We start from the raw sequence: 20,988 nt of genomic DNA, 5'->3' as shown, positions 1-20,988 counted from the left end.
CTAGTTAGAATCATAATTATTTATAATGAAAGTATTAATCAATTGAAAATTCTTCAACGATGAGTCTTGCTAATAAAGCAGTTCTATTATTAATATCTTCTACTGTCCAAGTATTTTTCGTTTCAAATGATGATTCATTAAATATAGATTCGTTTATGAACAAGTTTGTTCGCAAGCCTAAGTAAGAAGTTCCATTACTTTGTCCGTAGTCCCTTTTAAAAACAAAATCCCGATTGCTAAGTTCGGAATTATAACCAGTTAAAGTTAGATTGCCTAGCTTGTGCATATTTTCTTTTTGCAAAATTTCGGCGTAATCAACATTTTCTGGTGAAATCATCTTTTTCCAATCATCTGTTAAATTTGGGCTTTGTGGAAGTATATGTTCAAGTGTCCAAATATATTGCCCATTCTGATTTACATCGTCCAGGTTATCGGAAATTTGTTTGCTAAAGAATTTCCCATATTTTCTCTCAATTTCAATTAACATAAACCTAACTGTCTGTGGAGATGTATCATAAATTGAACCATTCAAAGAAGTATTGAATTCTTCATCTGAAACACTAATTTGATTTAAATTTTCTTTAACAACGTTTATACCAGTTTCATTTAAATTATTTACTCCATTTAAAATTCTGACAGATTGAATCGCTTTTGCCCGAATATTTGATGATTTTGGTTTTAGCACAATATTTCTTCTTACATAATAATTTATTAAATAATTTAGTATTATAATCAAATTTTCTTCGTTGATTTTACTTTCACTAAAGGACTTCAACAATTTCAGTACTAAAGGGTATACAGCCGATGCGTCTAATTTTGAAAGCTTGTCAAGAATAGATATCAGTTTTGTAGAGTAAGAGATTGAAGTATTAGTTCTTAATCTAGGTACCATCATAGAAAATAACTCTGCATTCTGTATGAGAACATCCATGTAATAATGACCTTTAATTTTAAAAAGTTGTTCGTATTTTCTAAGTGAAGATTTCTTTGTGATCGATGTATTACCCTCACCCTCAAATGCATCATAATTATTTTGTAAGAACTGTGTTACTGCTGTAGCATTAGGTTCCTCATTAACCATGAACATAGATATAAGATCTTTCCATCTTTCAAGAGCTTTCTTTTCTGAGAACTCCTTTACTGCCTCACTTAAATAATATGATTTTAATAGATCAATCAGTGTCAATGGTAGACCCTTAGCATTTAGTGATGTAAATACTGAATATGCATCTGTTAAATCATTGACAGTGATTCTTAATAACTCAACATTATTTAATTTATTGTATAAATATTCAAGAGTTTTGAAATTATGTATTAATTTACCTTCATCATCTTTTTCGCCTATTAACTCTTGTATGAATTTATATCTTTTCCCGAAGGTTCTATGCCCATACTTTCCTTTCTCTTGATCTTCAAAAACTTTTAAGTAGCTTTCAAAAATTTCTTGATCAGATTCTAATAATCTCAATCTACTACCGTAAGCAGTTATTAACTTTCTTTCAATGTCTCTCTGAAGTGAGAAAAACGATTTAAGATCTGTGTGATCAAGATCAGGAGTATTAATATCTTTCAATGCTTCATAAATCGCTAAAAATAATAGGGCAATGGTTGTAAGTCTTTGTTGCCCATCTACTACGTTGTATTCTACTGGATTCTCAGTTGAAGTTACTAAAAGATTCCCCAAGTAGTAGCCGTCATCTTCATTAATAACATCATTATATAGAGCCTCTATATTATTTTCGTGCCAAGAATAATTTCTTTGATATATAGGTATGTTGTAAATTGTTCTTCCTTCGATAGAAAATATTTCACTAATCGGTTTAGATTCCGGATTAATTTTCATAGCGAACCTTCCTTCCTAGTTTGTCTATCTAATTGTAAAATAGTATATTTCCACTTTATCATAATTGAATATTTTCCGATAAAATATTCAATTCAATCCACCTCAAACGCCTTCACATACGCCACATGATCCAACATCACAATCAACTCATCCTCAAATTGAACGAATCCGTCACTCGCATGTCGAAACGCTTGGTAAACCGATTCCAGTGCCCCATGCCGCGAATCTGCCTCTATCATATAAGTCAGTTCTTCTCCATTGACCAAGTGGAACTCGATTTCGTATGATTTCACCCTACCCTCACCCCTTCTTTATCGATTTTCTTATTATTCCTGCACATCAGATACTTCCGTCACAGTTACTCCCGTATCCCCAACTTTTCCTAGGTTTTCTACGGTCGGGTCTTCATACGCTAACACATGAAACTCCTGCTCGATCGTACGGATGACGTAATGTGCGAGCGCGCCACGGTTACGGTTCACCCGATCAATCGCCGTCTGTTCACTAGCGTATGACACCAGGCGTGACTCAGACAGTTTCACAATCGGATGCTCGTTCCATAATCCGTCTTCTTTCATTCCGTGCTCTTCTAGTGTCCCTAAAAAGACGGCATACTGCTCGAAACGAATCCGGATGCGGTCGCGCTCCGCGTCCCATGTGAGGAGCATTGTCGGATTCTCCGCCCCATAGAACGTCCATTCTAACGGGTAATACGCTTCATCCTTCATTTGAAACGATTCCATGTCGAGTACGTAGCGCTCAGTCGACATCAAGTAGTGTAAATCTAGTTTCATGAATGATCTCCTCCTAGAAAACACAACATCTTGTTATAAGATTTCCCCTTCTTGACGTAAAATCTCTTCAATTTCTATGAATTCCCCTTCGATAATCTCAAGGTTCTCTCGTTTCACTTCTTCCACACTTTCAACAAACTCTGCTTCCGTCATGTTTACGCCTTCTTCAAGCGTATTCATGAGACGATTGCCCATCTTCGTCATGGACGAGTACGTGATTCCTCCTGAGATGACACCTCCTGCGAGTGGAATCATCTTCGAGATCCCTTTGGCGAACGTATCTTTTGTCATCTTCACCCCAATCATCGCTGACATTTTCTTAATAATCGGATAGTACACCGTTTTCATCAACGCTTTGTTCGGGATCTTTTTCAACGCCTCTTTTGACAATTGCGCGGACAATGCCTTGATGGTAGCCGTCGCGCCACCCACTCCGAACATGACACCTAAAAAGAGAATCAACTCTCCATTCACACGTTCGACATCTAGTTCCCCGTCTTCCCAAAAGTCATCGTACCCATATAAATACCCGATTTCTTGCGCCAAACGGAGTGCGAAACCGAAGAATTGCGCCGTATCGGCCGGTATCGTAGCGGCAAGACCTATGCCACCAGGTAGACCGGCCGCAAACGAGGCGCTCGAACTCTTCATCGTCTGATTGGCAATGTTTCGTTTCGCCACCTTTTTGATGACTGAAAGCGGGACATTCGCCTCAAGCGGTCCCTTCTCTACAACTTCTGCCAACTGATTCGCTGGCACGTACTTACTGAAACTTTGAGCTAAAAACTCTCTGCGGTCTACTTTCACCCCAGGTAATTTCACTGCATTCGTCATCAAGACTTCAAACACTTCTGACCCGTTCGCCATGACCTACACCTCGTCCTTCTTATGTATCTCGTTCCAAAATCTAGTTTCAGTATATACGGTTCCCCACATGAATTGTAAAACACCTTCCTAATTACCTATATATTTTATATTTAAAGTTCACGAAATCAAAAAGGGAGCATCCAAACGGATCCTCCCACTTTCTTCAATAAAAGATATACCATAGTGCCGCTGCCACTAAGAACAGCCCGGCCCCGATAAACAAGATTTTTGCCAATCGTTCGTATACCATGTCTTCACCTCACCAATGCCGCGCCGACGACGAGGGAGACCCCGATCGACAGCAAGAATGCCAACAATCCGACGGCGATATTTCCTTTTTGAATCTCATCGTTCACCTTCAGTGTCGGTGTCAAAAATTCAAACAACCAGTAGGTCGCGAGAAGAAGAGCGAATCCGAACCCACCCCCGACGAAGATGTCAATCGTGCTCTCATAATAGCTCTCGACGACACGGAAGATGTTGGCGAGACCGACAATCTTTCCGCCTGTCGCGAGGGCGACGGCGATATTTCCTTTTTGAATCTCGCGCCAGTTGCTGTACGGCGTCGTCACCTCGAAGATGGCCAGACCGACGATAATCATCAGTCCTGCCATCGAATAGAGACCGAACGATTCCAGCATGACGGCAAACATTAACGTGCCCATTCCCGACTCCCCTTACTTCAGTTCGACGACCGTGACACCGAGTCCACCTTCACCCATTCCACCCGGGCGTTGGCTCTTCACGTGACGATGTCCTTTTAAGAATTCTTGTGTCGCCTGACGCATCGCCCCGGTACCAAGTCCGTGGATGATGCGGACGTTGTCATAGCCCGACACGAGTGCTTCATCGATATACTTATCAAGACGCATGAGTCCCTCTTCGACACGGACGCCACGAAGGTCGAGCTCGGACTTCGTCGAGCTCTGACGTTTGAGCGAGCTCCCTTTCGACTGAAGCGACTTCTCTTTCGATGGACCGATCTTCTGAAGGTCATCCGCTTTGACGTTCACTTTCATGATGCCGACTTGGACGTTGTACTCATTGTCATTGATTTGTTTCACGATGTAGCCTTTTTGGTTGAACGTCGTCACTTTCACTTCTTCGCCTTTACTGAACGTACGTTTCTGTTGGGCTTTTTGTTTCACTTTTTGGATCTTTTTCTCTTGAAGCGTCGGTTTGGCCGACTCGAGTTCTTTCTTCGCTGCGATAATCTCGTGCTCTTTGACGATGCCCTGCTCCCTGAGCTTCTTCAAACGGTCGATGACTTCGTTCGCCTGACGCTTCGCCTGCTCGACGGCCTTCTCGGCTTTCGCCTCAGCCGCACTGTACAAGTTGTCGCGTTCGCGCTCAAATTCGGTCATCTTCTCTTCAAACGTTGCCTGCTCTTCTTCGAAGTCATGGCGTTTGACGATGAGTTCTTGCTCGAGCTGCTCGGCGCGTTGTTTCGCCGCTTCGAGCTCGTTGATCATCGATTCGACCGACTCGGCATCACTGCCGACATGGCTTCGTGCGTTGTCGATGACCTGCTCGGACAGTCCGAGACGACGGCTGATCTCGAAGGCGTTCGAGCGCCCCGGTACGCCAATCAGGAGACGGTATGTCGGGCTGAGCGATTCGATATCAAACTCCATCGAGGCGTTCATGACGCCTTCGCGGTTATACGCGTATGCCTTCAGTTCCGAGTAGTGCGTTGTCGCCGCGACACGTGCCCCGCGCCGTTTCACTTCATCTAGAATCGCGATGGCGAGGGCTGCCCCTTCTTGCGGGTCCGTCCCAGCACCGAGCTCATCGAAGAGGACGAGTGACATGAAGTCGATCTTGTCGAGCATGCCGACGATGTTCGTCATGTGTGAACTGAACGTCGAGAGACTCTGCTCGATCGATTGCTCATCCCCGATGTCGGCATAGACGGCGTCAAACACGGAAAGCTCTGTCCCGAACTCTGCCGGGACGTAAAGACCTGACTGTACCATCAATTGAAGGAGTCCGATCGTCTTCAACGTGACGGTCTTCCCGCCGGTGTTCGGCCCTGTGATGACGAGGGACGTGTAGTCTTCCCCGAGCTCGACCGTGATCGGCACGACCTCATCTTTCGGGATGAACGGATGACGTGCCTGTTTCAACTTGATCTCTCGATTGTCGTTTAACTTCGGCTCGGTCGCTCTCATCTCTTGACCGTAGGCGACTTTTGCAAAGATAAAGTCGAGTTCGGCCAATACGTCGAGGTTCATCATGACCGCATCATGGACCCCACCGACCTCGTTCGAGAGCGCGCTCAAAATTCGATCGATCTCCGCACGTTCTTTCAGACGAACTTCTTGAATCTCGTTGTTGATGGAGACGATCGCTTGCGGTTCGATGAAGAGCGTCTGACCGGAAGCCGACTGGTCATGGACGATCCCACCGAACGCTTGACGGTACTCTTGTTTGACCGGTACGACATAACGGTCGTTTCGAATCGTGACGATGGCGTCCGAGAGCATCTTCGCGTTATTGCGAAGGATGTTGTCGATTCGTGAACGGACGCTCCCTTCAAAGCTTCGTAGCTGTGTACGGAGCCCACGGAGTTGTGAGCTCGCCGAATCTTGGACCGTCCCTTGGTCATCGATTGCATGGCGAATCGATTGTTCGACTTCAATGAGTTTCGTCAATTTGTCCACATACTCATCAAGGCGCGGGATTCGAATCTCCTCATTGTCCTCGTGAAGCTTCTCGAAGAAGTTCTTCACTTGGCGACCGCCATACATGACGGCAGCGACGGCGAGCAGTTCGCTCGTCGAGAGGACCGAGCCGATCGCGGCCCGTTTCACTTCCGCGCGGACGTCCGTTAGCCCACCGAGCGGCAGACGGTCACGAAGACGAACGACCTCGGTCGCCTCTTTCGTCACGTTCAAATTCGAGAGCACCCGATCGTATGAGTAGTCGGGTTGCATCTTCAGCGCCAAGTCTTTCCCAAGCGAGCTCGCCGCGTGACCGGCAAGCTGTTGGCGTAATTTTTCATATTCTAGTACGCGTAACGCGTGGTCCATCTAGCATGTTCCTTTCTATCGCTTCGCCGCAAAGAACGCCTTGGCGTCCTCAAACGTGAAGCAGTTGATAATATCCGATGGTTCGAGATAGGCTTTCCGTGCGTGCAACACACCGAGTGCCATGTCTTCCATCATATCTGGGTGGTGCGTGTCGGTATTGATCATCACTTTGACTCCCGCAGCTTTCGCATTCTTAAGCGTAGATGCGGTCAGGTCGAGGCGGTTCGGGTTGGCGTTCAACTCGAGCGCCGTCCCCGTCTCTTTGGCGAGTGCGATCAACTTGTCCTCGTCAATCGGATAGCCGTAGCGTCGACCGATGAGTCGACCTGTCGGATGGGCAATCACGTTGACGTACGGGGAACGGCAGGCGTTCTCGAGACGTGCCATGATCTCGTCGACCGATTGGTCCATCTTCGAATGGATGGAAGCGACGACGTAGTCGAGCGTCTCTAAAAACTCGGGTTCATAGTCGAGCGTCCCGTCAGGACGGATGTCCATCTCGACGCCTCGCAACACGTTCATGTCGTGCGTCTTCGCGGCTTCCCGGATCTCTTCCCCTTGTGCCTCGAGTCGTTCCTCCGTCAAGCCGTTGACGAACGTCAAATACTTCCCGTGGTCGGTGATGGCCATCCATTCATAGCCGCGCCCTTTCATCGCCACGACAATCTCGTCGACGGTCAACTTCCCGTCCGACCAGACCGTGTGCATGTGCGCGTCAGCCTTGATGTCCTTGAGCGTGACGAGCTTCGATAAGTCGTGTTCGAACTCAGCATGTCCTTCCCGAAGTTCAGGCGGGATGAATGGGAGACCGTACCGTTCGAACAGTTCTTCTTCTGTTTTTGGTTGCCACAACCCATCTGCCGTCTCGACCCCATATTCGGAAATGGACTCTCCTTTTGCCTTGGCAAGTTGGCGCATACGGACGTTGTGGTCTTTTGAGCCTGTGAAATGGTGAAGTGTCGCAGCGAACGCGCCCGGCTCGACCATACGGAAATCGACCGACACCATCTCCTCGCGTTCGAGGACGAGCGAGACTTTCGTCTCGCCTGCCGCAATCACTTCGTTGATGAACGGCAAGGCGAGTAGCTTCTCACGCAGCGCAATCGGCTCCTCGGTCGCAATGATGAAGTCAAGGTCTTTACATGTCTCCTCGGCACGGCGGAAGCTTCCTCCGACTGAGTGACGCAAGACGAGCGATTCCTTCTCCAACACCTCATTGATTTCTTCAACGATTGGTCGCATGACTGCGTACGCCAATCGTTCTGGACGTGACTCAAGGTTCTTCGCTGCGGCGAGCAGCTTCTCGACACTCTTCGCACCGAACCCGGGTAGTGATGCCGCTGTCCCGTCTTCGAGTACACGGATGAGCGACTCCAAGTCGACGACGCCGACCTCTCGAAGTTTCGCGAGTTTCTTCCCGCCGAGGCCTTGAATCTTTAAGAGTTTCATTAATCCGAACGGAATCTCTTCCTGCAGAGCTTCGAGTACTTCACTACGTCCTGTGTCTCGATACTCCTCAAGGACGGCGGCCGTTCCTTTTCCGATTCCTGAGACTGAGGTCAAATCCTCGATGTCCTCGAGTTCAAGGTCCATGTTCTCGAGCGCTGTCGCAGCCTTACGGAACGCATTGATTTTAAACGGGTTCTCCCCTTTGATTTCCATATATTGCGCGATCTTCTCGAGCAACATCATCGCTTCTACTTTATTCATACGGTTCCCCCCTATTCACACAGAAAAGACCGAGACACAAGCACTAGCTTGCATTCCGGCCTGTCGTGTCACAACATCTTATTTGAAAACCAATCCGATAGATATGGTGTGTCTTGAATGATCGTTGTCGCGAGTGACGAATTGTCGACAGCATTTTGAACGCCCGCCATCGGCACGAACGCGATTACCCAAAGGATGAAGAACGTGATAACATACGCCTCAAAGAATCCGAGGACAGCTCCGATCACACCTTTTAATTGGCGTAAAATCGGCAAGTCCGTCAAGAAGTCGAGCATCGCCAAGATGAGATGCAAGACGAGTTTCGTGATGAGGAACAAGACGACGAACCAAAAGACGTTATAAAACGTCATCTCAATCCCTGAAAGAGAGTTGAGGTCCAAGACGCCGCCAGGTAGCGTTCCATCAAGCTGAGACGGATACGGGATCCATAGCTTGAAAGCTTCAGCTAAATCTTTATAGTACGTGTTAGCGACAAGGAAACTGATAATGAGCGCGACCCAATGGCCGAGCTGTAAAATCGCACCACGACGAAAGCCATTGACGATTCCGATAAATAAGAAAAACAGTATAAGTAGCGTAACCATGGATTGAATTATTCTCCCATATTTCGTTTAGTTTTGACGTGATCGCTCGCGATTTGAATCGCAGCAAGGACCGCTGCCTGACGAGCATCTAGATGAGGGGATTGATCACGAATCTCGCGGATCTTACTATCGACCAAAAAGCCTACTTCCCTCACATGATCAGCGGGTTCTTCGCTTACGATCGTATAGTCTTGACCCGCAATGTGAATCGTTGTTCGTTGTAACTGCACGCGCACCCCTCCTTTACGTCTGTCAGCATTAATCATAACATCGTTTTTATATTAGGAAAAGGAGAAGCCCCTTCCATTGATATGTACAACATTTTCTATTACCCTTCTTTACAGTTGTCAAACGTCTTTCTTTAGAAAAAATAAAAGGAATGGTGGCAACATGTTGTGAAATGTGCGAAAATATCAACTATTCAAACAAACAGAAAGGATGATTGATTTGAAACTACGCATTGGCCTCTTAGGTCGCATCATCATCGCGATTGCTTTCGGGATTTTGCTCGGGAGCATCGTACCAGAAAGTCAGAACTGGATTGTTCGGACGTTTGTGACGTTCAACACAGTCTTCGGGCAGTTCTTAGGCTTCGCCATCCCATTGATCATTCTTGCGTTCATCATCCCAGGAATCGGGGAACTTGGAAAAGGAGCAGGAAAGTTAGTCGGACTCACAGCACTCATCGCTTATGCATCAACCGTTGTCGCAGGAACGCTCGCCTATTTCGCAACAAGCAACTTGTTCCCGCAAATTTTATCACGTTCTACAGTAGGAGCCGAAAATCCAGAGGAAGCCTTATTGAAAGGATTCATGGAATTTGAAATTCCACCTGTATTCGGTGTCATGACCGCTCTCATTTTAGCTTTCGTCATCGGCATCGGGATTGCCGCCATCGAAAGCAAACGGTCACTTGACCTCGCCATGGATTTCCGCGATATCATCGAGCTCTTAATCAGTAAAGTCATTATTCCATTACTACCAATTCACATCGCCGGAATTTTCATGAACATGACGTACGCGGGTCAGGTCGCTGAGATCCTCTCGGTATTCTCACTCGTCTTCGTCACAATCATCGTCCTACATTTAACGATGCTCATGATTCAATATTCAATCGCAGGTGGTCTCAACAAAGAGAATCCGTTCAAGTTGCTCAAGACGATGATGCCGGCTTACTTCACAGCGATCGGGACGCAATCATCGGCTGCGACGATTCCAGTCACGCTTCGCCAAGCGAAGTTGAACAACACGGACGAGGGTGTCGCCAACTTCGTCATCCCACTCTCGGCAACAATCCACTTGTCAGGTTCGACGATCACACTCACGTCGGTCGGTGTCGCGCTCATGTACTTGAACGGCATGCCGATGTCTTACGCGATCGTCCTCCCATTCATCCTTGCACTAGGTGTAACGATGATCGCAGCACCTGGTGTACCGGGTGGAGCCGTTATGGCATCACTTGGATTGTTCGGTTCAATCCTCGGATTCGACGCGACGATGCAAAGCTTGGTCATCGCACTCTACTTGGCACAGGATAGCTTCGGGACAGCTACAAACGTCACGGGTGATGGCGCCATCGCGAAGATTGTCCATTACTTCAAGCACAATACGAAACTTCTCGACAACACAGCCTCGAAACAAGAAGATATCGCATAAAACAAAAATCATAAACGGGCAAGCCAACAGGTTTGTCCGTTTTTGTCTTCATTGAAAAGGAGCAATACATATGGAATGGATTGAATGGAAAGACCCGAATCACTTCTCTGACCGCGTCATGGACGCATTGTCGAAAGACGAAGCGAAGAACAGCCTCATGATCGGCGTATTGAATAACGTGATACAAGGCGTCTATGAGACGTTTCATCAATTCACCGTCGAAGCGGACGGTGAACTGCTCGCCATCCTGCAAGTGACACCGCCACATCCACTCCATTACATCGTCGTGGATTCAGGACGCTCGGACGAACTCCCGTCCTTCATCATCCCGCACCTTCTCGAAAACGAGATCCCCTTCACCGAGGTCGTCTCAGAACGCAAACAAGCCGAACGGTTCGCGAAGAGCTGGCAGGAGATCACATCTGGGACGAGCGAGATAAACATGTCCCAAGGGCTCTATCGCCTCGACAGTGTGAAAGACATCGACATGGCGACAGGAAGGATGCGAGAAGCGACGACCGACGACCAAGGACAGCTCGAGGCTTGGTATAGTGCCTTTGAAGCCGAGTCAGGTCTCCGTTCATCTCCGCCAGAGAAAGTGACAAAGGCCGTCCAAACGATGCTCGAGAGAGAAGAAGCTGTCTTTTGGGAAGTCGATGGACAAGTCGTCTCGTGTGCGAAACGAGCACGTCCGACCGAGAACGGCATCACCGTCTCGTTCGTCTATACGTCACCTGACGCACGAGGAAGAGGGTATGCACGAAGTCTCGTCGCCGATCTCAGCCGTCAGCTCCTCGAGACAAAATCATTTTGTGTCCTTTATACGGACTTGACGAATCCGACATCAAACAAAATCTATCAGGAAGTCGGCTACGAGCAGATTATGCACTCCGCTTGGGTCCGACTCGCTAGATGAAACGCATCGCCTCCCCTATACTAATAGGTGGAGGCGATTTTTCATGGTTAGATTCCGTTTTATTTTACGTGCACTCGGTGTGGCGCTCCTTCTCTATATGTTGATCGTCGGGGGACAGAGCGTTCTCGATAACCCGAACATCGATACGCTCTGGCTCAGTGTCATCGGTGCCGCGCTCCTGACGTTCATTGTGTATCAGACATCAAAAAAGTGATCGACGCGTTCGTCGATCACTATATTTGTGTTTAGAAGAATGATGCTGGGTTGACTGTCCCACCCGCGCTTGATGATGACCATGAGTAACCGCCACGGTGAATCTCGAAGTGAAGGTGTGAACCTGTCGAGTTCCCTGTGCTACCCATGCCTCCGAGGTTTTGGCCTTGTGACACGCGTTGACCCGCTTTGACTGAGACTGAGCTCATGTGTGCGTAAACTGTCGTCCAAACTTGACCATTGATGACGTGAGTAATCATGACATGATTCCCGTATGCGCCACCCCATCCAGCTCGTGTGACCGTTCCAGTAGCCGCTGCGTAGATTGGTGTACCAACTGACGCTGCGATATCAAGACCGTTGTGGAATGTGTAGCCGTTCACGCCGCTTGCTGGACCCCATCCTTGCGTAAGGCGACCGCTTGCAGGACGTTGGAACATACCGCCGCTTGCCGGTGCAGATGCAACAGGTGTTGTTGTTGCTGCACTAGTAGAACCACTGTTCGAGCTCGAACCTTGCTGCTTTTTAGCAGCGGCAGCTGCCGCTGCGGCTGCACGACGTGCTTCTTCTTCAGCACGACGTTGTGCTTCGATTTCTGATTGAATCGCTTTTTCTTGAGCTTTGAGCGTGTCTTCCATCTCTTGCAAGCTCATGAGTTTCGATTCGAATTTCACTTTTTCAGCTTCAAGTTTCTTGATTTTCGCAGCGCGCTCTTTCATTTTTTGATCAAGCTCTTTCTGGCGTTTCTCAAGTTCTTCTTTTTGCTTCACGAGTGAATCACGTTCTGCCTTAAGTTCAGCTTGCGCTTTCGCGAGTTTTTCTTTCGTTGCTTCGTACTCTTCAAAGATCTGTTGGTCATTCTCTTGAATCGTACCAGCTGTGATCATGCGTGTAATCAAATCGCTGAAGTTTTTTGATCCGAAGATGAATTCTGCCCAGTTGACTGACGAGCCACCGTTTTTTTGCATCGTCGCCATACGATCTTTCATAAGTTCTTCTTGTGCTTTCATTTTTGCTTCGTATTTTTTGATTTGCTCTTGAAGTTTTTTGATTTTTTCTTCAGTTGCACGAATCTCAGCTTTTTTCTGAGCGACATCATTGATGACGTCCTGGAGTTCAGCATCTAACTTGTTGATTTCTTGTTGTTCTTTGCTGATGGCTTGCTCACGTGATTGGATCGAAGAATTTGCTTTCGATTGTTCACTGCTATTCTTTTGTTGTTGTTCCTGAACTTTCTTCTGCTTCTCTGTAAGTGAGGCCGCATAAGTCGGTGACGTTCCGCCAATCAAAAGTGCGCCTAAAGTGACCGTCGCTGCAAATTTCTTCAAGTTACCCAATGTGCTTCCCTCCGCTGATTTCCGTGTATTTTTTATCTATTATCATTCAAGTATTTTTTATTAAGATGAGTCGCGATATTTCATTCGCTCTGTGACTCATTATAGCAATCTAAACCAAAAGTTATTTTACACTTATATTTCATTCGTATGACATTGACCTGATTTAGGTTTTATCGCTTAAAAAACGTGGGTATAAACAGTTTTTTATTTGATTTGTTGTCACAAAATAGTTTTAAAAAGAAAAAAAGCACTCAAAGAAAGCGCTTTTCACATAGTAACCTATATCATTTTTTGTTTACCTCAATGCCACATATCCAGCTCGTTTCCCGTTTCTCCGTTTCAAAAGAAGTAACAAGAACCCACCAATCAGGATAACCCCTGCAGCAGCACCGCTACTATCTAAGAGAACATCTTCTAATAACGCAGTTCTCTCAGGAGTCAAGCTTTGATGATATTCATCAAAGATCGCGACCGAATTGGCAAGCGTCCAAGCGAACAATAAGTTCAGTCCGGCATGCAGGTTCGTTCTCGAGATGGCTTTCACAAATAATGCACCGAGTGCAAAAAATGTAACGACATGTGCCGTTTTCCTCATAAAGAATTCAATCAGTCCTGCTGTTCCTAACGTCTCAAGTGAGATTTCCTTTCCGGCGTAGTCGAACTGCACGTTCGCTAGCGTAGGTTCGATCCACTCCCAATTGAATCGCTCTAGCGGCGACACAATGGACTGATCCGAGTAAGGAGTCGCACTTGATAAGAACAAGCCGATTAAGATAAGCGCAATCCATATAAATTCATTTTTTAAAAATCGCATAACACCGTTCCTTTCTACAACGTTTTTCATTATACGGATTCTTCTGTGAGAAAGATGTAACAGCGACATCATGATTTCATAACAATTTGATTGCACATAACGTGTTCAAAGTCGTCACCCCGTTACTCCCTTGATATACTAACGAAAAGGGGGAATCAACATGATTTATGATTTTGAAGCAATGAACATGAAAGGACAGCTACAACCGTTAGCTACATATAAAGGCGATGTCCTACTCATCGTCAACACAGCGAGCAAATGTGGTTTCACGCCGCAGCTCGACGGACTCGAGTCGTTATACAATACGTATAAAGGTCAAGGGTTACAAATCTTAGGCTTCCCGTGCAATCAGTTCGGACATCAGGACCCAGGTTCAAACGAAGAGATTCAAGAATTCTGTCAACTGAATTACGGGGTATCGTTCCCGATGTTCGCAAAAGTCGATGTGAACGGCAAGGACGCTCATCCGCTCTTTACGTATCTCTCGAAAGAAGCTCCCGGACTCCTCGGGTCAAAGACAATCAAATGGAACTTCACGAAGTTTTTAGTCGACCGTGATGGAAACGTCATCGAGCGCTTCTCGCCACAGACGACACCGGATGAGATTGAAGATGCGATTAAAAAATTGATCTGACCAAAAAAGGATGGCTCCGAGGAGTCATCCTTTCATCGTGGTGTAATGAAGTTGATTGTATAGAATGGACTGCTCTCATCATTATAGGCGAGGCCGACGGCTGCATGCGTGAATCGGGGTTGCAAGATGTTCTCACGGTGACCTTTCGAATTCATGAGTCCCCAATGTGCATGAAATACGCTCATCTGTCCCATCGCCAAATTCTCACCAGCTATCGAGTAGGAAAGTCCTGCCTCATCCATCCGGTCGAACGGATCACGTCCTTCTGGGTCGGTGTGACTAAAGAAATCGTTCTGCGCCATGTTCTGACTGTGGGCTCGAACGACTGGATAAAGGGGTTCGTAGTCAGACAAGGCGTTCAAATCAAACTTCTCCCGGTCCCAATTCATGAGGATACGCATCAACTGCTCATTGGCGACAGTTCCTTCTTTCGATAAATCGCCATAGTATCCCTCACTCGCCTCTTCGACACGACGCTCGACCGATAAAATACCTTTCAACAGGTCATCGTCATGCTGATCGAAAAAGAAGGTGACGTACTGTCCATCAATCGCGAAAACTGAAAAAGCTGGATCATCTGGAATCAAGTATCGATTCAACCCTTTATTATAAGATGTCACATCTTCAAAGCCGATGTCCTCGACTTGGTCACGTGTTGTTTCGTTCAAGACGAGACTGCGATACGTACTGCCTGTCTCGAACTGATAAAACCCTTTCTTCGCACCGTCCTCGTCAATCAATTCAAGTCCGCGATTGCCGCCGCGATCGACCAAATACCAGTCATGCCCGGCATACTGACTTGCAAATTTTGGCGCGTCCGACACGCGTTCGTTCGCCACTTCTGACTGAACTTGCACACTCGTCGGAGCTGATACGTTCGGCATCTCATATTGCCAAGCCATATAGAGTCCGATCGCCATCAATAAGATGATCAATTTTCGAAACATGGCTCCTCCTCCCTTACTGCTCCCGCTGACGCTCTCCAAAATCGTGTAATCTACCTTTAATATCAGTGAGCATCTCCATATACGCGACATACGTCGCTTCGTCTATATTCAGCATACCACTTACTTGTAAAGGCACGTTGACTGCCTGCTCACGCAACGCGCTACCGGTTGCTGTCAGACGGACAACAATTTTTCGTTCATCGTACATTGCACGACTCTTTTCGACATATCCGATTTGGATTAATCGTTTGACGAGCGGTGACAAGGTACCTGAGTCTAATGTCAGCCTCTCTCCAAGCTGACGCAAATCGATTCCATCTTCTTCCCATAAAACGAGCATCACCAGGTATTGGCTGTATGTCAGGTTTAGCGGTGCTAAAATCGGGCGATATAGACGGGTAAGCTCTTTTGAAGCGGTATACAACTGAAAACAGATTTGATTTTCTAACTTTAATGATTGTTCCATGCCTAATCCTCCGTACTCTTCTTTAGCCAAGCATATCATTTGCGAAACTTTTTGACTGCTCTATAATTTAAATTGTGCACAACTTAATTGTTAAAAATGAAATGGAGGAATTTAATCATGAAATCACTATTCACAGCATCAGCAACCGCAATCGGTGGCCGCGAAGGTCACGTGAAATCAACAGACGGCGTCATCGACATGAACGTTTCAATGCCTGGCGCGAAACACGTCGACGGTGCGACGAACCCGGAACAGCTTTTCGCAGCTGGCTATGCGGCTTGCTTCGGTAGTGCCCTCAACCTCATCATCGGGAAAGAACGTGTGAAGACAGACGGTTCGAGCGTCACAGGTCACGTCACATTGAACCAAAACGATGAAGGCTTCTTCATTTCAGTCGAGCTTGAAGTCGAAATCAAAGGCGTCGACCAAGCGACAGCGGAACGCCTCGTTGAAGAAGCACACCAAGTGTGCCCTTACTCGAAAGCGACTCGTGGCAACGTCGATGTCAAACTGACAGCAAAAGCAGCATAATCGTTCATCCCGCTCTTCAGGAGCGGGATTTTTTTGCTTCATCCTGCGTGTCAGGGGTAAGATAGAAGCAAGAGGTGAAAGGAGAGGATTCTGATGACAAAACGAAAATCGACTCTTCTTTTTGTTGTGCTCGGTATCTTGTTGTTCACGGCGACCTATAACGCGCTGACCGTTCGGACGTACAACGTGACCTCAGAAAAATTGTCAGTGGATGAATCGCTCCGCATCGTACTCCTTTCTGACCTACATAGCGCCTCTTACGGTCATAAACAATCGATTTTAATCGATCAAGTCCGTGCTCAGGAACCGGACCTCATCGCCTTACCGGGTGACCTGCTCGACCGTTATCGTTCCCCGGAACCCGCTTTCGAACTCATCGAGGGACTTGCGGGCATCGCGCCGATGTATTTCGTTACAGGCAATCATGAAATCGATGACTCTGAAGATTACGTACGCCATAATGTCAAAAACGTCTTCCGTTCTCACGGGGTGACCGTCCTTGAAAACGAATGGGAACCGATTACAATCAATGAAATCGAACTCGTCATCGGTGGATTAGAGGATCCGTTACGAACGTATACCGAAAACATTTATGGAAGTTGGGAAACGGATGCCGCATCATCCATGCAAAACGTCGAATCGAACGACACGTTCAACGTTCTCCTCTCCCATCGCGCTGAGGAAGTGGACACATATGCCGACTTGCCTTTCGATCTCGTCTTATCTGGACACGCCCATGGTGGACAAGTAAGAATTCCTTATCTATTGAACGGTTTATTCGCTCCTGACCAAGGGTTCTTCCCGAAATATGCAGGAGGTCTTTATGAACATGAGACGTTCACCCATGTGATTGGGCGAGGATTCAACTATAGTTTCAACGTGCCAAGGATCTATAACCCACCAGAGATTGTGGTGATTGATGTGCACGGGAAATAACGGACACTCAAGGGAAGTGTCCGTTGTCTTACCAGATGATCCGTTCCTCACAACATTGTCGCTCTCGTTCGACCTGTACCGTTGAGCGCTCGAACTTTCCGTATTTACGAATCCGCTCCGTCACTTGTCGTAACACGGCTTGATCATCTGCCTCTTCTCCGATTAATACGTGGCATGTCGCGGCATGCTCACTCGATGAGATCGACCAGACGTGCAAGTCGTGCACCTCTTTCACCCCATCAACACTAGCAATCTCTTCTTGCATCGCTCGGACATCGATTTGTGCCGGTGATCCTTCCATCAAAATATGAATTGCCTCACGTGTCACGCGATAGCCGCTAATCAAAATCAAGACAGCTACAAACGCACTCGCGACCGGGTCAGCCCAAGTCCATCCGAACACCATGATGAGGATTGCGGCCGTAATCGCTCCAACCGATCCGAGTAAATCGCCGAACACGTGAAGTAAAGCACTCTTCACGTTCAAATTATCTTTCTCCCCGCGCATTAAAATCCAAGCGGCAAGGATATTGACGAGTAGCCCTATGATGGCAACAATCAACATACCACCACTCAAAATTTCCGGTGGAGCACTTATCCGTTGGTATGCCTCTATAAGAATATAGATCGAGATAACGAGTAGCGTCAGCCCATTTATGAATGCCGCTAAAATTTCAAAACGTCGATACCCGAATGTCCGGCTAGGCGTCGCCGCTTTCGCCCCGAATCGTACAGCTAGGAAGCTTAGCCCTAACGCCGCTGCATCTCCGAGCATATGTCCTGCATCCGACAAGAGCGCCAAACTGTTCGTCCATAGACCACCGATGACTTCAACGACCATGAACGTCGCAATCAGGATGAAAGCAAAGAATAGCGCACGCTGGTTCGTGGAATGATGATGGTGATGGTCGTGATCATGATGATGTCCCATGACTAATTCCTCCTTCTGTCTCTTATATTATTCCATTTCACCGAAACATTCAAACGTTCATTTGAATGAAAAACATTAAAAAAACGGGAGAATGAATCTCCCGCCCCCCATCACTTTTGTTCTAGGCGTACACGCATCACGCCACTGTATGGAAACAGCTTCAACTGAACCGCCTCTCCCTCGAACCAGACGCCAGCGGGTTGTTCGCTCGTCGGTTGGATGTCAGGGGTCGCGATTGCTTGTTTGTCCCAATCGACGGCACGTACTTTTTGGTCTCGTACCATGAGGAAGAACCCATCATAGAAATGATACTCGTTCACTTGATCACGTTGAACGGCAGAAGGATTTCCGAGTTCAGCTCGAACGGTCGCTATGTCTTTGCCAATCCAGTTGAGGACGGTCTCCGAGGCGTTCGGCACGACTTGTTGCCATGCGGCGATCACCTCATCGTCAGACAAGACCGGTGCATCCGTCGTGACACTCTCTTCCGTAACCCAACCCGTCATTCGTTCGTTCAACTGAACTTTCACGAACCCACTTACTGTCTCCAAGCGTTCAAAACGATCGCCGAGATCGGCTTCGTAAACGACCGCAACTCGGTCATCCGCATATACTTTCGTATAAGGTTGTTCGATATAAATCATTTCTGCTAATTCGGTTTCGGCATCCTCTGGTTGTTCGGACTCCGAATCGACCATCTCCGTTGCAATCTCATCTGATTCCGGTAAAGCTGACTTCTGCTTTTGGTCAATCAATGCCGCAAACGCAATGATGCCAACTAAGGCGAGCATCAATGCCACCGCCGTCGTGATTCGGAATACGCGTTTACGCTTTCGGGTCGTCGCGCGCGACAATCTTCCTCCATTCATGTTCTTCACTCCTACTCGATTCGATTCATTCCACTCGTTTCGTCAAATGGTAGGAGGTTTCCTGCCTCATCAAAAAATTTCAAGTCATGTTTTGTCAATTCGTCCATCGTTCGGACCATTTGTTCAACATCGACCGGTCCATCGCGCTCATCGTTCTCACGTATGACGATGTGTTCTCCTAATTCAATCGTGCGTGAAGTCAGACGATGGAAATAACGGTCGTGGGAAATCAACAACAGCCCGCCCGGATAGACGGACAAGGCCGCCTCGATTTGTTCGCGTGTTGCCACATCCAAATAGTTCGTCGGTTCGTCGAGTGCTAAGAGATGCGCGTCGGAGAAATAGAGAATGAGAAAGGCAATCCGACACTTCTCACCCATACTCGCCTCGACAATCGGAAGGTTCACTTCATCCCGCTGGAATAAGAAGTGGGCGAGCAGCGTCCGCGCTTCCGTCTCCTCGATGTCACTATGGGCGAGCAACGCCTCGAGTAGCGTTCCCGTTTCCGGCAGACGTTCGAGTGTTTGCGAGAAATACCCGATCTTCAGACGGGGATGTCGCTGGATGACACCCGAAAGTGGAGCTCGTTCACCAATCAGTACGTTCAATAATGTCGTCTTGCCGCTTCCGTTCGGTCCGATGATGGAGATGCGGTCTCCTTTTTGAATCGAGAAGGAGAATGGGTTATAAAACGGCTCGCCGTATCCAAACGTCATATGTTCACACGTCAGCCACGTCTTCGCTTCGAGCTCATTCGCAGCAAAACGGACGGAGATGGTCTTCTCTTCTTTCGGCTTCCGCGGACGATTGTCTTCGAGCTGTCTCAGCTTCTGTTCTCTCGCTTTCATTTTGACGGCGAGATTAGCTGCTCCTTTTTGCGCCCCTGGGTTGCGGACACTAGCCGTTGCTTTCGCCTTCAAGTGCCACCCTTTATATTGGGCAATCATCTCCAAAAGTTCTATCTTCCGGCTCTCGTAGCGGGCGTGAACTCGCTCGTCACGCACACGTTCCTCCTCTTTTTGCCGCTTATACGCCGTATAATTTCCCGGGTAACGGGTAACTTGTCCGTCCGACAGTTCAAGGATTACAGTTGCGACATCATCCATCAATTGACGGTCATGTGAGATGACAAGAACTGTCCCGTTGAATCGGTTCAGCCACTGTGTGAGCCAGTCGATCGACTCGATGTCCAAGTGGTTCGTCGGTTCGTCGAGAAGGACGAGGTCGACCCGCTTCATCGTCAATGTCGAAAGCTGTGCCCGCGTCTTCTCACCCCCGCTCAAGTAGTTGATGTTTCGGTCGAGCTGACCATCTAGCCCGAGTCGAGTCAACGCCCTCTTCGCCTCTTGCTCCAAGTTGTATACATCGAGTGCTAGTGCTCGTTCATAGGAGCGCATGACTCGCGCCTCATCGCCTGAAGACACATCTTCATAGAGGGCATATCGTTCGGGATCGCTCCGCATCACCCACTCAAGGAGCGACATGTCCTCGGATTCAATCGTCTGCCGGACGAGTCCGATTTCACCGTGACATTCAATCGTCCCGGCTTGTGGGGTCAATTCCCCTGTCACGAGTCGGAAGAGCGTCGTCTTTCCACTCCCGTTCAATCCGAACAATACAGCTCGTTCTCCGGCTACGATCTCAAAAGAGACCGCTTCAAATAATGGTTTCCGGTCATAATCAAACCGGACTTGTTTCATAACTAACATCTGTTTCACCTCGCTTATTTTTCCGATACGCGATGAAACAAAAAACACCATCCGCTTCAAAGCGGTGGTGTGAAGGAATCCGTTCAAATGAGGAAAACGAGCGTTTCCCGTACTTGAAAAAATGGACACACTTCACCCGTAACTGTTCAAGCGAACAGTGATGATTCGTCTCATCGAT

Annotated in this window: 22 protein-coding genes; 6 read left to right on the top strand and 16 right to left on the bottom strand. The window is 47.4% G+C overall.

The genetic code is table 11. The annotated features are described in order from the left end of the window. Positions 1–34: 34 nt before the first annotated feature. The 9 genes from KNO95_RS00805 to KNO95_RS00765 all read right to left on the bottom strand — a co-directional run bounded on the left by KNO95_RS00805 (position 35) and on the right by KNO95_RS00765 (position 9,081). Positions 35–1,843 (bottom strand): DUF262 domain-containing protein, encoded by a 1,809-nt coding sequence (locus KNO95_RS00805; protein WP_214878145.1) that lies wholly within the window; start codon positions 1,841–1,843, stop codon positions 35–37. 92 nt (positions 1,844–1,935) lie between these two features. Then, on the bottom strand, positions 1,936–2,136 hold the full coding sequence (locus tag KNO95_RS00800; RefSeq protein ID WP_214878143.1) for a hypothetical protein: 201 nt from the start codon (positions 2,134–2,136) through the stop codon (positions 1,936–1,938). A 33-nt stretch (positions 2,137–2,169) separates the two neighbouring features. Continuing rightward, complete coding sequence (locus KNO95_RS00795) at positions 2,170–2,637, bottom strand: hypothetical protein (RefSeq protein ID WP_214878141.1); 468 nt, start codon at positions 2,635–2,637, stop codon at positions 2,170–2,172. A gap of 33 nt (positions 2,638–2,670) precedes the next feature. Next, entirely contained in the window at positions 2,671–3,504 is an 834-nt protein-coding gene (locus KNO95_RS00790; protein ID WP_034771186.1) for an EcsC family protein, read from the bottom strand. Positions 3,505–3,758: 254 nt separating this feature from the next. Further along, positions 3,759–4,169 carry a DUF350 domain-containing protein gene (locus KNO95_RS00785; protein ID WP_026826566.1) on the bottom strand — a complete coding sequence of 137 codons (411 nt, stop codon included), beginning with the start codon at positions 4,167–4,169 and terminating at the stop codon, positions 3,759–3,761. A 12-nt stretch (positions 4,170–4,181) separates the two neighbouring features. Continuing rightward, the gene (locus KNO95_RS00780) at positions 4,182–6,536 is read right to left on the bottom strand and encodes an endonuclease MutS2 (protein WP_214878139.1); all 2,355 of its coding nucleotides are present in this window, start codon (positions 6,534–6,536) and stop codon (positions 4,182–4,184) included. 15 nt (positions 6,537–6,551) lie between these two features. Continuing rightward, complete coding sequence (gene polX, locus KNO95_RS00775; RefSeq protein WP_214878137.1) at positions 6,552–8,246, bottom strand: DNA polymerase/3'-5' exonuclease PolX; 1,695 nt, start codon at positions 8,244–8,246, stop codon at positions 6,552–6,554. A 68-nt stretch (positions 8,247–8,314) separates the two neighbouring features. Next, complete coding sequence (locus KNO95_RS00770; protein ID WP_026826569.1) at positions 8,315–8,851, bottom strand: CvpA family protein; 537 nt, start codon at positions 8,849–8,851, stop codon at positions 8,315–8,317. Positions 8,852–8,859: 8 nt separating this feature from the next. Continuing rightward, the gene (locus KNO95_RS00765) at positions 8,860–9,081 is read right to left on the bottom strand and encodes a cell division protein ZapA (RefSeq protein ID WP_026826570.1); all 222 of its coding nucleotides are present in this window, start codon (positions 9,079–9,081) and stop codon (positions 8,860–8,862) included. A 208-nt stretch (positions 9,082–9,289) separates the two neighbouring features. On the opposite strand from KNO95_RS00765, the gene KNO95_RS00760 reads away from it, so the two are divergent. From KNO95_RS00760 to KNO95_RS00750, 3 genes are all read left to right on the top strand, one after another. Continuing rightward, a complete protein-coding gene (locus KNO95_RS00760; RefSeq protein ID WP_214878882.1) occupies positions 9,290–10,507 on the top strand; it encodes a dicarboxylate/amino acid:cation symporter in 1,218 nt (405 codons plus the stop codon). 70 nt (positions 10,508–10,577) lie between these two features. Continuing rightward, a complete protein-coding gene (locus KNO95_RS00755; RefSeq protein WP_214878135.1) occupies positions 10,578–11,423 on the top strand; it encodes a GNAT family N-acetyltransferase in 846 nt (281 codons plus the stop codon). A gap of 43 nt (positions 11,424–11,466) precedes the next feature. After that, complete coding sequence (locus KNO95_RS00750; RefSeq protein WP_167330582.1) at positions 11,467–11,637, top strand: hypothetical protein; 171 nt, start codon at positions 11,467–11,469, stop codon at positions 11,635–11,637. A gap of 31 nt (positions 11,638–11,668) precedes the next feature. Here the strand turns inward: KNO95_RS00750 and KNO95_RS00745 are convergent, their stop codons facing one another. Together KNO95_RS00745 and KNO95_RS00740 are read right to left on the bottom strand one after the other, a co-directional pair. Beyond that, a complete protein-coding gene (locus KNO95_RS00745; RefSeq protein WP_026826573.1) occupies positions 11,669–12,973 on the bottom strand; it encodes a murein hydrolase activator EnvC family protein in 1,305 nt (434 codons plus the stop codon). Between the two features lie 295 nt (positions 12,974–13,268). Next, entirely contained in the window at positions 13,269–13,787 is a 519-nt protein-coding gene (locus KNO95_RS00740) for a VanZ family protein (protein ID WP_214878133.1), read from the bottom strand. Between the two features lie 160 nt (positions 13,788–13,947). On the opposite strand from KNO95_RS00740, the gene KNO95_RS00735 reads away from it, so the two are divergent. Continuing rightward, on the top strand, positions 13,948–14,421 hold the full coding sequence (locus KNO95_RS00735) for a glutathione peroxidase (protein WP_026826575.1): 474 nt from the start codon (positions 13,948–13,950) through the stop codon (positions 14,419–14,421). Positions 14,422–14,453: 32 nt separating this feature from the next. Here KNO95_RS00735 and KNO95_RS00730 read toward each other — a convergent pair whose 3' ends face one another. Further along, the gene (locus tag KNO95_RS00730) at positions 14,454–15,368 is read right to left on the bottom strand and encodes a CAP domain-containing protein (protein WP_026826576.1); all 915 of its coding nucleotides are present in this window, start codon (positions 15,366–15,368) and stop codon (positions 14,454–14,456) included. A gap of 13 nt (positions 15,369–15,381) precedes the next feature. Further along, the gene (locus KNO95_RS00725) at positions 15,382–15,834 is read right to left on the bottom strand and encodes a MarR family winged helix-turn-helix transcriptional regulator (RefSeq protein ID WP_214700581.1); all 453 of its coding nucleotides are present in this window, start codon (positions 15,832–15,834) and stop codon (positions 15,382–15,384) included. Positions 15,835–15,951: 117 nt separating this feature from the next. Between KNO95_RS00725 and KNO95_RS00720 the strand changes: the two genes are divergently transcribed. Next, positions 15,952–16,365, top strand: coding sequence for an organic hydroperoxide resistance protein (locus KNO95_RS00720; protein WP_015881037.1), 414 nt, complete (start codon positions 15,952–15,954; stop codon positions 16,363–16,365). A gap of 93 nt (positions 16,366–16,458) precedes the next feature. Beyond that, positions 16,459–17,301: a metallophosphoesterase gene (locus tag KNO95_RS00715; protein WP_214878131.1), complete on the top strand. Its 843-nt coding sequence runs from the start codon at positions 16,459–16,461 to the stop codon at positions 17,299–17,301. 28 nt (positions 17,302–17,329) lie between these two features. Here the strand turns inward: KNO95_RS00715 and KNO95_RS00710 are convergent, their stop codons facing one another. The 3 genes from KNO95_RS00710 to abc-f all read right to left on the bottom strand — a co-directional run bounded on the left by KNO95_RS00710 (position 17,330) and on the right by abc-f (position 20,810). Beyond that, the gene (locus tag KNO95_RS00710; protein WP_026826579.1) at positions 17,330–18,232 is read right to left on the bottom strand and encodes a cation diffusion facilitator family transporter; all 903 of its coding nucleotides are present in this window, start codon (positions 18,230–18,232) and stop codon (positions 17,330–17,332) included. Between the two features lie 110 nt (positions 18,233–18,342). After that, the gene (locus KNO95_RS00705; RefSeq protein ID WP_214702524.1) at positions 18,343–19,101 is read right to left on the bottom strand and encodes a hypothetical protein; all 759 of its coding nucleotides are present in this window, start codon (positions 19,099–19,101) and stop codon (positions 18,343–18,345) included. An 11-nt stretch (positions 19,102–19,112) separates the two neighbouring features. Beyond that, complete coding sequence (gene abc-f, locus KNO95_RS00700; RefSeq protein ID WP_214878129.1) at positions 19,113–20,810, bottom strand: ribosomal protection-like ABC-F family protein; 1,698 nt, start codon at positions 20,808–20,810, stop codon at positions 19,113–19,115. Between the last annotated feature and the right edge of the window lie 178 nt (positions 20,811–20,988).

The sequence above is a fragment of the Exiguobacterium sp. ERU653 genome, assembly GCF_018617775.1.
Lineage (GTDB): Bacteria > Bacillota > Bacilli > Exiguobacteriales > Exiguobacteriaceae > Exiguobacterium > Exiguobacterium marinum.
This window is presented reverse-complemented; position numbering and strand designations above follow the sequence as displayed.